9 protein-coding genes are annotated in these 11,795 nt (G+C 65.1%); 5 read left to right on the top strand and 4 right to left on the bottom strand.

Annotation, left to right across the window (positions count from 1 at the left end; translation table 11 throughout):
* Positions 1–46 precede the first annotated feature (46 nt).
* The 3 genes from DM806_RS08830 to nagZ all read left to right on the top strand — a co-directional run bounded on the left by DM806_RS08830 (position 47) and on the right by nagZ (position 2,845).
* Complete coding sequence (locus DM806_RS08830; RefSeq protein WP_179042857.1) at positions 47–595, top strand: TetR family transcriptional regulator; 549 nt, start codon at positions 47–49, stop codon at positions 593–595.
* A gap of 97 nt (positions 596–692) precedes the next feature.
* Entirely contained in the window at positions 693–1,754 is a 1,062-nt protein-coding gene (locus DM806_RS08825) for a Rieske 2Fe-2S domain-containing protein (protein WP_179042856.1), read from the top strand.
* 77 nt (positions 1,755–1,831) lie between these two features.
* Positions 1,832–2,845: a beta-N-acetylhexosaminidase gene (nagZ, locus tag DM806_RS08820; protein WP_179042855.1), complete on the top strand. Its 1,014-nt coding sequence runs from the start codon at positions 1,832–1,834 to the stop codon at positions 2,843–2,845.
* 162 nt (positions 2,846–3,007) lie between these two features.
* Here the strand turns inward: nagZ and mfd are convergent, their stop codons facing one another.
* Both mfd and DM806_RS08810 read right to left on the bottom strand, forming a co-directional pair.
* Positions 3,008–6,493: a transcription-repair coupling factor gene (gene mfd / locus DM806_RS08815; RefSeq protein WP_179042854.1), complete on the bottom strand. Its 3,486-nt coding sequence runs from the start codon at positions 6,491–6,493 to the stop codon at positions 3,008–3,010.
* Between the two features lie 102 nt (positions 6,494–6,595).
* Positions 6,596–6,862, bottom strand: a complete 267-nt coding sequence (locus DM806_RS08810) for an FAD assembly factor SdhE (RefSeq protein ID WP_179042853.1) — start codon at positions 6,860–6,862, stop codon at positions 6,596–6,598.
* Positions 6,863–7,005: 143 nt separating this feature from the next.
* On the opposite strand from DM806_RS08810, the gene recG reads away from it, so the two are divergent.
* Positions 7,006–9,069: an ATP-dependent DNA helicase RecG gene (recG, locus tag DM806_RS08805; RefSeq protein WP_179042852.1), complete on the top strand. Its 2,064-nt coding sequence runs from the start codon at positions 7,006–7,008 to the stop codon at positions 9,067–9,069.
* Positions 9,070–9,083: 14 nt separating this feature from the next.
* Here recG and DM806_RS08800 read toward each other — a convergent pair whose 3' ends face one another.
* Entirely contained in the window at positions 9,084–10,100 is a 1,017-nt protein-coding gene (locus DM806_RS08800; protein WP_179042851.1) for a fatty acid desaturase family protein, read from the bottom strand.
* 195 nt (positions 10,101–10,295) lie between these two features.
* On the opposite strand from DM806_RS08800, the gene DM806_RS08795 reads away from it, so the two are divergent.
* Complete coding sequence (locus DM806_RS08795) at positions 10,296–11,390, top strand: mechanosensitive ion channel family protein (protein ID WP_179042850.1); 1,095 nt, start codon at positions 10,296–10,298, stop codon at positions 11,388–11,390.
* On the opposite strand, the gene DM806_RS08790 is transcribed toward DM806_RS08795, so the two are convergent.
* Positions 11,362–11,718, bottom strand: coding sequence for a PilZ domain-containing protein (locus DM806_RS08790; protein ID WP_179042849.1), 357 nt, complete (start codon positions 11,716–11,718; stop codon positions 11,362–11,364). The genes DM806_RS08795 and DM806_RS08790 overlap by 29 nt on opposite strands.
* Positions 11,719–11,795: the final 77 nt, after the last annotated feature.

The following is an 11,795-nucleotide window of genomic DNA, read 5'->3' as shown; positions in this document are numbered from 1 at the left end:
GTCTTGCTCAGGTGGACAATATCGTTCGGCTGATCGACAAGACGCCATGCCAGACCGGAAACTGACCCGCGACACCATCGCCGCTGCGGCGCTGGAGATTCTCAACGAACAGGGCCTGGACCAGCTCAGTCTGCGCAAGCTGGCGGCGCGGCTGGAAGTGAAGGCGCCCTCTCTCTACTGGCATGTCGCCGACAAGAATGCGCTGCTGGCATTGCTGGCGGAAAGCGTGTTCACCGACTGCCTGGCGCAAATTCCGCCGAGTGACGACTGGCGTGGCTGGCTGCATGCTTTCGGTCTGGCGTTGTGGCGCGCGCAGAACGGGATGCGCGATGCCGGGCGGCTGATCCTGATGACGGGGCAGGAAGAGGCGGTGCTGGCACGGATGGAGCAGGCGATCGTCGCGCCGCTGACTGCGCTGGGGCTGAGCGCGGCGCAGGCCGTGTCGATGCAGGCGTCGGTGCAGGCGCTCGTCACTGGCTGGACGACCTTCGCGCAGGGGCCGAATGCGGCCTATCTCCATGCCCATATGTCGATCGATGCGGCGTTCCAACAGGGTTTGGACGCCCTGTTGAACGGGTTCGATCCCATTCGTTGACGCCACTCTCTAACAGTGTTAGTCTAACATTGTTAGAGAGTGCTGGATGAGATCGCGACAGCGGCGCATCCAGAGTCATGGAGCAGGGAGAGGCATCATGTATCCATTTCGCGACGGGTGTTTCGCGGTCCGCAACGGCTGGTATGTCGCGGCTTTCCGCAACGAACTGGGACGCGACCTGATCGCGCGGACGATCCTGAACCAGCCGGTCGTGCTCTACCGCAAGGAGGATGGCGAGGCGGTCGCGGTGGGCGGGCGCTGTCCCCACCGGCATTTCCCGCTCGGCAAGAGCTGCCTCAAAGGCGACAGCATCGTCTGCGGCTATCATGGCATCGCCTTCGGTGCGGATGGCCAGTGCACCGATATTCCAAGTCAGGATTTCGTACCGCGGGCTTACCGTATTCCGAGTTATCCGTTGGTCGAACATGGCCTCTGGGCCTGGATCTGGATGGGCGATGCGGACAAGGCGGATGAGTCGCTGCTGCCCGATCTGGAGGAGATCGGCTTCACCATGCCGGGCATGGAGGCGCGGCCTTTCTATGTACAGGAGGTGCAAGGGCGCTACCAGCTGCTCAACGACAATCTGCTCGACCTGTCGCACCTCGCCTATCTGCACGCCAGCAGCATCGGCACGGTCGAGAACGCGTCGACGCCGGAAGTGCTGACCAAGCGGCCGGGTTTCCTGAGCTGCCGCCGTACTATCCGCAATGCCGATGCGCCCGCCGTGATGGCGGCGGCGGGGCGCTACGCGGGCAAGATCGACCGGGTGACGGGGATGGATTTCTACCTGCCCGGCTTCCACGCCGGCATTGGCGACATGGCCTATCCGCAGGATCATCCCGAACGGCCGGGCGAGACGATCGTGACCAGCCGCGTCTATCATGCGGTGACGCCGGCGACGCCGGGCAGCTGCATCTATTTCTTCGCCATGGCGTCGGAGGATGTGGACGGCATGGACTTCATGTTCGACTATCTTCGGCCGGTGCTGGAAGAGGATAAGTTCGCCACCGAGGAAATCGAGAAGATGCTGGCGGTGGTCGGCGAGCATCCCGACGAACTGCTGATCAAGACCGATCGCAATGCGGTGGAGGGGCGGCGGATGCTCCAGGCGATGATGGATGCGGAGCGCGAGGAAGTGGTGGAGCGAATACCGGCCTGACGGTGACTACCGCCGGTTATGGCCAGCCTGCCATTTGCGCTTCGACAGGTTGCACGGGGGGCGCTAGGATCGTGGGCATGAAGCCTGTGATCTTCGGCCTTGCCGGCGAAACCCTGACCCCCGACGAACGCGCCTTCTTTGCCGAGGCGGAGCCGGCGGGTTACATCCTGTTCAAGCGCAATATTGTCGATCGGGCGCAACTGCGCGCGCTGACCGACGATCTGCGCGCCCTCCACGGACGCGACGACCTGCTGATCATGATCGATCAGGAGGGCGGGCGCGTGACCCGGATGCAAAGCCCGGTCTGGCCCAGCTTTCCGCCCGGCGCGATCTTCGACCGGCTCTATGACGTTGCGCCTTCGAGCGCGATCGCGGCGGCGCGTGCCAATGCGCGGGCGATCGCGCTGACGCTGGCGGAGGCCGGCATTACCGTGGACGCGCTGCCGCTGCTCGACGTGCGGCAGGAGGGGGCGAGCGACATCATGGGCGACCGGACCTTGGGCGCCGAGCCGATGCGGGTGGCGGCGCTGGGCCGCGCGGTGCTGGAGGGGCTGGCCGAGGGCGGCGTGGTCGGCATCGTCAAACATATCCCCGGCCATGGCCGCGCACTGGTCGACAGCCATCTGGAACTGCCGTTGGTCGACGCGAACCTCAATGCGCTGGAAACGGACATTGCTCCCTTCCGCACGCTGCGCGACGCGCCGATCGGTATGACCGCGCATGTCGTCTATACCGAATGGGATGCGGAACGGCCCGCCACCCTGTCGCCGACCGTGATCGGCGAGATCATCCGCCAGCGCATCGGATTTAACGGGCTGCTGATGTCGGACGACCTGGATATGAAGGCGCTCAAGGGCAGCATTCCGGAACTGGCGGCAGGCGTGATCGCGGCGGGATGCGACCTGGCGCTCAACTGCTTCGGCAAGATGGACGACATGGTCGGCATCGTGGAAACGCTGCCGGAGATCAGCGACCTGTCGAGGGCGCGGCTCGATCGCGCCATGGCGAGCGTGACGCGCGGAAGCGACCAGCCGCCGCTGGATGAATTGCTGGCGACGCGCGACCAATTGCTGGAGCCGGTGGCGGCTTGACGGGGTGAATGGCAGGAAATGAGCCCGCATTTGCGGGACATTTCCTGTGCCGCCATTCCAGCGACAGCCGGAACGCGACACGGCATGTGAAGTGCGACGGTTGGAGAGCGTCGGCCCCGGCAGGGGGAAGAAGCTCCCCGTGCCATTGCCGCCGGGACAGGCTCACCCAGCCGCCTTCATCAGCCCCTTCGACAGTTGCAGCGCGCCGTTGAGGCGGGCTTGCGGGTCGGGCCAGGCGCGTTCGACGACGATCTTGCTGTCGGGGCGCAGGCGAGCGACGCCGTTGAGTTTCTGGACATAGGCGACTAGACCCGCGGGCTTGGGGAAGCGGTCCTCGAAGAAGCTGACCAGCGCGCCCTTCGGCCCGACGTCGATCTTGGAAATGTTCGCGATCAGGCAGTTCTGCTTGATCTCTATGATCTTGAGCAGGTTCTGCGTGGGTAGCGGCAGCTTGCCGAAGCGGTCGATCAGTTCGGCGGCAAACGCTTCCAGACCGTTGCGGTCCTCCAGTTCGTTGATGCGGCGATAGAGGCCCATGCGCAGGTCGAGGTCCGGCACATAATCGTCGGGAATGAGGATCGGCGCGTCGACGGTGATCTGGGGCGAGAAGCTGTCGCTGCGCCGCTCGATGCCGACACCGCCGGCCTTGGCGTCCATGATCGCGTCCTCCAGCATCGACTGGTAGAGTTCGAACCCGACTTCCTTGATATGGCCCGATTGTTCGTCGCCGACGAGATTGCCCGCGCCGCGAATGTCGAGGTCGTGGGAGGCGAGCTGGAAGCCTGCGCCGAGCGTGTCGAGGTCGGAGAGAACCTTCAATCGCTTTTCCGCCGTTTCGGTGATGATGCGGTTGGCGGGCGTCGTGAAATAGGCATAGGCGCGCGTTTTGGAGCGCCCCACGCGGCCGCGCAGCTGGTAGAGCTGGGCGAGGCCGAAGCGGTCGGCGCGGTGGATGATGAGCGTGTTGGCGCTGGGGATGTCGAGGCCGGATTCCACGATGGTGGTGGAAAGCAGCACGTCATAGCGCTTGTCGTAGAAGGCGGACATGCGTTCTTCGACGTCGGTGGCGCTCATCTGGCCATGGGCGACGATGGGCTTCACTTCGGGGACTTCGGTGCGCAGGAACTCCTCGACTTCGGTGAGGTCGGAAATGCGCGGTACGACGAAGAAGCTCTGGCCGCCGCGATAATGTTCGCGCAGCAGCGCCTCGCGGATGACCACGCCGTCCCAGGGCATGATGTAGGTGCGGACCGCGAGGCGATCGACCGGCGGCGTCTGGATGACCGATAGTTCGCGCAGGCCCGACATCGCCATTTGCAGCGTTCGCGGGATGGGCGTGGCCGTCAGCGTCAGGACGTGGACGTCCGTTTTCAGGGACTTGAGGCGTTCCTTGTGGGTGACGCCGAACCGTTGCTCCTCGTCGACGATGACGAGGCCGAGGCGCTTGAACTCCAGCCCCTTGGCGAGCAGCGCGTGGGTGCCCACGACGATGTCGATCGTGCCGTCGGCCAGGCCCGCCTTGGTCGCCTTGGCCTCCTTGTCGGGGACGAGGCGGGAGAGGCGACCGATATTGACCGGGAAGCCGCGGAAGCGTTCTTCGAAATTCATGTGATGCTGGCGCGCCAAGAGCGTGGTGGGGCAGATAACCACCACCTGCATTCCCGCCATCGCTGCGACGAAGGCAGCGCGGAGCGCAACCTCTGTCTTGCCGAAGCCGACATCGCCGCAGACGAGGCGGTCCATCGGCTTGCCGGCGCCCAGATCCTCCACAACGTCGCTGATCGCGCGGTCCTGATCGTCCGTTTCCTGATAGGGGAAGCGGTCGACGAAGGCGGGATAGCCCGCCGCGTCGGGCTCGGCGACGGTGGCGGCGCGCAGGGCGCGTTCGGCGGCGGTCTTGAGCAGCTCGCCCGCGATTTCGCGGATGCGCTCCTTCATCTTCGCCTTACGCCGCTGCCAGGCTTCGCCGCCCAGCTTGTCGAGGGTTACGCCCTCATTTTCGGAGCCGTAGCGGGAGAGGACTTCGAGATTTTCGACCGGGACGTAGAGTTTGTCGCCGCCGGCGTAGGTGAGGGCAACGCAGTCGTGCGGGGCTTTCGCCACCGGGATTTGCGTCAGCCCTTCATAGCGGCCGATGCCATGGTCCATATGGACGACGAGGTCGCCGGGCGAGAGGGTGGCAAGTTCCTGAAGGAAGGCGTCGGCGCTCTTCTTGCGCTTGGCGCGGCGGACGAGGCGGTCGCCCAGCATATCCTGTTCGGTGAGGACGGCGACATCGGGCGCGGTGAAGCCATGGTCGAGGCCGAGGACCATGAGCGTGACGCTGCCACCCGCGGCGATGCCCAGCGCTTCCTGCCAGCTGTCGGCCGCGGCGAGGCGGGCGACGCCATGATCGGCGAGCAGGCCGGAGAGGCGTTCACGCGCGCCGCCGGAATAGCTGGCGATGACGACCTTCTTCTTCTCGCGGCGGAGCGCAGCGATATGCTTGCCGACGGCTTCGTAGATATTGCTGTTCTGCGCGCGTTCGGGCGCGAAATCGCGAGGTCCGTCCACGGAGAAGTCGAGCACGGTCGCGCTTTCCGGTTCGTGGAAGGGCGTGGTGCCGTGCATCGGCAGGGTGGCGACGGCGGCGTCCCATTCGGCGGCGTCGAGATAGAGGGAATCGGGTTTCAGCGGGCGATAGGCGCCGGGATCGGCGGATTTCGCCTGGATACGGTTGGCGTGATAGTCGCGGATCGCCTCGAACCGGGATTCCGCCGCGCCGGCGACGCCATGATCGCGGATCAGCACTGCGCCGTCGCCCAGATGATCGGCGAGAGGGACCAGCTTTTCCTCGAACAGGGGCAGCCAATGTTCCATGCCCGCGAGGCGGCGGCCGTCGCTGACCGCCTGATAGAGCGGGTCGCCGGTCGCGGTCGCGCCGAACGTCTCGCGATAGCGCAGACGGAAGCGTTTGATCGTGTCCTCGTCCAGCAGCGCTTCGGAGGCGGGGAGGAGGGTGAAGCCCTCGACATTTTCGATCGTGCGCTGGTCGGACGGGTCGAAGCGGCGGACCGTCTCGATCTCGTCGCCGAAGAAGTCGAGGCGCAGCGGTTGTTCCTCGCCGCCGGGGAAGAGATCGACGATGCCGCCGCGAATGGCGAATTCGCCCCGGTCGTGGACGGTGTCGGTGCGGACATAGCCGTTAGCCTGGAGCATCTCGGCCAGCTTCTGGATGGCGATCCGTTCCTTGGGCGCGAGCTTCGCGACCAGCTGGCGGACGCGGAACGGGGTCAGGGTGCGCTGGGTCATCGCCGCCAGCGTGGTGACGACCAGTTGCGGCCCCTTGGGTTTCGCCTGGAGCGCGTAGAGGCCCGCGAGGCGGGCGGAGGCGGCGCGCAGCGAAGGGCTGGCGCGGTCGTAGGGCAGGCAGTCCCATGCGGGGATTTCGATGATTTCGATCTCCGGCGCGAAATAATGCGCCGTATCCGCGACCGCGCGCATCAACTGCTCGTCGGACGCGATGAAGACGGCGCGGCCATTCGCGGCCCCGCCCCCCACTCCGGCAGCGCGGGCGATGTCGGCCAGCAGCCAGGGCTGGAAACCCGCGGGAACGCCCGACAGGGTGAGCGGCGCCTTCGCCTTCAGGATTTTCTGGAGATCGGTCATGCTGTTTTTCGTCATTCCCGCGAAAGCGGGAATCTATCTCCCGGCCTTTCGCCTAGTTGGTCCGTCAGGAGATGGATCCCCGCCTTCGCGGAGATGACGGCATCAATTTTCGATCTTCACGAAATCGAGCTTGAGGAACTTGTCCATCATCGGGCCTTGCCACACTTCGGGCACGGGGATGGTGCCGAGCGCCCAGCCGATGATGTCGGCGTCCTGCTCATCCATGAAGCGTTCGAACCAGGCGATTTCCTCCGCGTCCCATTCGGCATGGTAACGCTCGAAGAATCCGCCGACCGTATAGTCCGCCTCCCGCGTGCCGCGATGCCAGGCCCGGAATTTGATGCGGCGCATCTGGGGATTGTCGTTCACAATTTGTTCCTTTAACGGGCATGGCGCCGCCTGCCGATCGGGTATTTGTATGACCGTCCCGGCTGGCGCAATTTGTTGTCACATTTTCCGAGCCAGCGGCCGTTCCGACCGCCTCGAAAATGCTCTAGGGGGAGCAGATAGCCATGCGACCCGATATTCTCAATCCGCTCTTTGCCGAAATATCCCTGTTCAAGGGGATCGGCCCCGCGCTCGCCCGTCCGCTGGAGCGGCTGGGGCTGGCGCGCGCGGTCGACGTCGCCTTCCATATTCCGGTGAGCTGGGTGGACCGGCACCTGACCGATGAGCTGGACATGGCGGATGCGGGCCGGGTGATTGGTACGATGCTGACCCCGGTCGATTATCGCGCCAGCGGCAGCGCGCGCGCGCCGTTCCGCGTGCAGGCGGTGGACGGGGGGGGCAATACCGTCTCCCTCGTCTATTTCGGGAAGAACAGCGCCTGGCCGCGCAAGCTGCTGCCGCTCAATGAACCCAAATTCGTGTCGGGCAAGCTGGAAGCTTATGGCGACAATCTCCAGATGGTGCATCCCGACTATGTGCTGCCGCCCGAAGAGGCGGCGACCGTGCCCGCGCGCGAATCGGTCTATGGGCTGTCGGAAGGGCTGACCAACAACCGGATGCGCGATATTGCGGGGCAGGCTTTGGCTCGCGCGCCCGAATTGCCCGAATGGATCGAGCCGAGCCTGCTGGCGCGCAAGGACTGGCCCGCGTGGAAGGATGCGCTGGCGCGGGTCCATGCCGATCCGTCGGACGCTAAGGCGCGCGAGCGGCTGGCCTATGACGAGATTTTCGCGGGGCAACTGGCGCTGATGCTGGTGCGGCAATCGTCGCGGCGGCGGCGTGGCGTTCCGATCGAGGGCGACGGGCGGCTGCGCGCGATGCTGAAGCTGCCGTTCGCGCCCACCGGAGCGCAGCGACGGGCGATCGGTGAAATCGAGGGCGACATGGCGCAGGCGACGCCGATGCTGCGGCTGCTTCAGGGCGATGTCGGGTCGGGCAAGACGCTGGTGGCACTGATGGCGCTGCTGAACGCGGTCGAGGCGGGAATGCAGGGCGCCATGCTGGCGCCGACCGAAATCCTGGCGCGGCAACATTATGAGACGCTGCGGAAAATGGCGTCGGGGTTGCCGATCGAGATCGCGATCCTGACCGGGCGTGAGAAGGGCAAGGTGCGCGAAGCGACTCTAATGGGGCTGGCGGATGGCAGCATCGACATCCTCGTCGGCACCCACGCCATCTTTCAGGAAGCGGTGCAATATAAGGCGCTGGGTCTGGCGGTGATCGACGAACAGCATCGCTTCGGCGTGGCGCAGCGGATGATGCTGGCGAGCAAGGCGGAGCGGTCGCCGCATCTGCTGGTGATGACGGCGACGCCGATCCCGCGCACGCTGACCTTGACCTATTATGGCGAAATGGAGGTGTCGCGGCTGGACGAGATGCCGCCGGGGCGCCAGCCGATCCAGACTCTCGTCATGGCCGCGAGCCGGCTGGACGAGGTGGTCGATGCGCTGGCCCGCCATGTCGAGGGCGGCGGACAGGCCTATTGGGTTTGTCCGCTGGTCGAGGAAAGCGAAACCAGCGACCAGGCCGCGGCCGAGGCGCGGGCGGAGTCGCTGAAGATGCGCTTCGGCGACCGCGTTGGCCTTGTCCACGGCCGGATGAAAGGGCTGGACAAGGATGCGGCGATGGAGGCCTTCGCCGCCAACCGCACGCAGATACTGGTCGCGACCACGGTGATCGAAGTGGGCGTGGATGTGCCCAATAGCAGCCTCATCATCATAGAGGGGGCGGAACGGTTCGGGCTGGCGCAATTGCATCAGTTGCGCGGGCGCGTGGGGCGCGGCGACAAGCCGTCGGTCTGCCTGCTGCTGCGCGGCAATGCGCTGGGCGAGACGTCGCGGGCGCGGCTGGCGCTGATGCGCGAGACGAATGACGGGTTCCGCATCGCCGAGGAGGATCTGAAGCTGCGCGGCGCGGGCGAAGTGCTGGGCACGCGCCAGTCGGGTGAGGCGGAACTGAAGGTCGCAACGCCCGAGCATGTTGCGGCTTTGGTCGACAGCGCGCGGGACGACGCGCATCTGCTGATCGAGCGCGACGGCGGCCTCGACAGCGCACGCGGGCAGGCGGCGCGGACCTGCCTCTATCTGTTCGAGAAGGATGCGGCTGTGGGATTGCTCAGGGGCGGGTAGAAGCCGGTCCGGCGTCAGGATCTGACCTCCGCAACCGCGCCCTGCTCAGTTGCGCCTGAAGGTGCGGGCGGCGGCATCAACTCCCGGATCACGCCCCAATAGCCGCGCGTGATATGCGCGTTCGCCGCATAGACCGGATCGGTCATCAGATGCCTGTGTAGCCGCCGCAGATTGTGCCCCGGCACTGACGGGAACAGATGATGTTCCAGATGATAGCTGACATTGAACGGCGCGATCAGGAACCGGTCGAGCAGAGTGGGGATGACGGTGCGCGTGCCGTTGAGTTCCCGCTCGTCGGCGACACCATTATGCTCCGCCATCGCCCGGATCCGGTTGAAGACGTTCACCCAGAGGAACTGCGGGATCGTGAACAGGCCCAATATCTGCCAGCGCCACGGCGACGCCAGGATCAGGCCGTAGACCAGCGCCGCCCAGACGATATAGCGCAACCGCAACCCCAGCCGATAATCGAAGCCGAAGCGCCGGGGATTGTGGAAATTGGCAATAGGCGCCCAGATCCGACCGGCGCGCGCCACGCGATAATAGTTGAGGCCGAACACACTGCGCAGCAGCAGCACCCCCATCTCACGACCGCTTTTCGGGAAATGCTGGTCGGGATCCTTCCGCTGGACCCGATAATCAAAGTCGCGCATCGTGTTGGTGTGGCGGTGATGCACCATATGGGCGACACGATAGAGATCCACGCTCAGCGCCAGCGGATAGGCGACGAAAATGTCGCCGATCAGATCGTTGAGGCGACGATTGCTGAACAGCATCCTGTGACAGGCCTCGTGCATCATCACCGCAAGACACTGGATGCGCGATCCGATGACGACCCCCGCCAGCAGATAGGCCCAGACCCGATCCACCCGGATCGCGATCACACAGGCCGCGATCATGACGACCCATTGAAAGATCAGCAGCAGGGCATTGCGCCAGTCGGGAACAACGGAAAGTTGCCGGATCAAAGGCGCGGTGTCGCGTCTCGGATAGCGGTATCCGGGCGCGCGCTCCGTGGGGATGTCTTCCATGGGAGCATGCCTCCGAATACTGCACCAGACTGTGACGGATGCTATGGTTGGCGCCAGCGGGCGTCAAGCATTGGACCATGCTGGGCGCGCGGAAAACTGCGGTGCATCAGGATAAGATCGGTAGCAAATAACCCTTTGCCGCAAATCCCGCTGCATCTGCGAAACAAAAAAGCGCGTGCCCGCGTTGCCCCAGGCATGTCCGACATCAGCCTGACCCATATCTCGCCGATGGCCGCGCTTTCGATCGCGCTGTCGGTGGCTATCGCCTTCGTCATTCATTGGGCGCTCTACTGGATCGCGGTGCGCGTGGTGAAGCGCGCGCGGATCGAGCCGGTACTGCTGCCCGCCATCTTCCAGCCGACCCGATGGCTGGTCGTGCTTCTGGCGCTGGGGGCGGGCCTCAAGTCGATCGAACTGGGCGAACGTATCGAGGATATATGGTCGATCGGCGCGCGCATGATCTTTGCGCTGCTCGTCGGCTGGCTGATCCTGCGGGTGATGCGCGCGGGCAAGGCGATGCTGGAAGAGCGCGCCGACATCAGCGTCGAGGATAACCTCAAGGCCCGGCGGCAACGGACCAAGATCAGCATCCTCTATCGCATCTGCCAGTGCATCGTCGGCTTCTTCGTGATCGCGATGATGCTGATCGCCATTCCGGGCGTGCGAACGATCGGCGTGTCGCTGATGGCGTCGGCGGGGCTGGCTGCCCTCGCGGTCGGCGCGGCGGCGCAACCGGCGCTCAAGAATCTGATCGCCGGCATCCAGATGGCCTTTTCCGAGCCGATCCGGCTGGACGATGTCGTCATCATCGAAGGCGAATGGGGACGGATCGAGGAGATCAAGCTGACCTATGTCATCGTGCGCATATGGGACGACCGGCGCATGGTGGTGCCGGTATCCTATTTCCTCGAAAAGCCTTTCCAGAACTGGACGACGAAGACGTCCGACCTGCTGGGCACGGTCTTTCTCTATGTCGATCCGACCGCCGATATCGAACGTATCCGTGCCTGCTTCGTAGAGGCCGTGAAGGCCAACAGCCGCTGGGACGGGCGGGTCGCGATCCTGCAGGTAACGGACCATCGCGCCGATGCGCTGGAACTGCGCGGCCTGCTGAGCGCGCGCAATGCGGGCATCGCCTTCGACCTGCGCTGCGAGGTGCGGGAGGCGATGCTCACCTTCCTGCGGACCGACATGCCCGAGGCGCTGGTGCGCGGGCGTCAGCGGGTGGAAGCGGGCGAGGGCCTTGTGGCGCTGGAAGCTGCTACCAGGCGGTACGGCGCGGCGGAATGAGCGCCATCATCGCGTCGTAGAGCCGTGGCTTGACCGGTTCCATGAACTCCATGCCGGCACGCCCATCTTGCGCCCAGCGGATGACGGCGGGATAATCCTTCAGCACCGGCAACCAGACGGTGATGCGCTCCCCGGTCAGGAACTCGCCGTCGGTGCGGCACATCAGGCCCAGCGCGGAGATGTTGATGATGCGGATGCCCTGGGTGCGGCCGCGCGCGGTGGCGTGGCTGACCATGTCGACCAGGTCGCGTTGCGCGCGCCTCTGCTCGACCGAAGGGTCGCGCGTGCGCAGCACATGGCCGAGATTGGCGAAGACCGAGGAGGACATGCGCCCGAGTCTAGTCCCTCGGACATGGACGCTTTACTAGGGGAGAGCGTTAACCACTGGCTAACGCTCTTTCCCTT

The organism is Sphingobium lactosutens (genome assembly GCF_013393185.1).
Classification (GTDB): Bacteria; Pseudomonadota; Alphaproteobacteria; order Sphingomonadales; family Sphingomonadaceae; genus Sphingobium; species Sphingobium lactosutens_A.
This window is presented reverse-complemented; position numbering and strand designations above follow the sequence as displayed.

Excerpts from the sequence above, each read along its gene's own strand:
- DM806_RS08830 (WP_179042857.1), top strand. The coding sequence starts at position 47 with ATGCCAGACCGGAAACTGACCCGCGACACCATCGCCGCTGCGGCGCTG.
- DM806_RS08825 (WP_179042856.1), top strand. The coding sequence starts at position 693 with ATGTATCCATTTCGCGACGGGTGTTTCGCGGTCCGCAACGGCTGGTAT.
- nagZ (WP_179042855.1), top strand. The coding sequence starts at position 1,832 with ATGAAGCCTGTGATCTTCGGCCTTGCCGGCGAAACCCTGACCCCCGAC.
- mfd (WP_179042854.1), bottom strand. The coding sequence starts at position 6,493 with ATGACCGATCTCCAGAAAATCCTGAAGGCGAAGGCGCCGCTCACCCTG.
- recG (WP_179042852.1), top strand. The coding sequence starts at position 7,006 with ATGCGACCCGATATTCTCAATCCGCTCTTTGCCGAAATATCCCTGTTC.
- DM806_RS08800 (WP_179042851.1), bottom strand. The coding sequence starts at position 10,100 with ATGGAAGACATCCCCACGGAGCGCGCGCCCGGATACCGCTATCCGAGA.
- DM806_RS08795 (WP_179042850.1), top strand. The coding sequence starts at position 10,296 with ATGTCCGACATCAGCCTGACCCATATCTCGCCGATGGCCGCGCTTTCG.
- DM806_RS08790 (WP_179042849.1), bottom strand. The coding sequence starts at position 11,718 with ATGTCCTCCTCGGTCTTCGCCAATCTCGGCCATGTGCTGCGCACGCGC.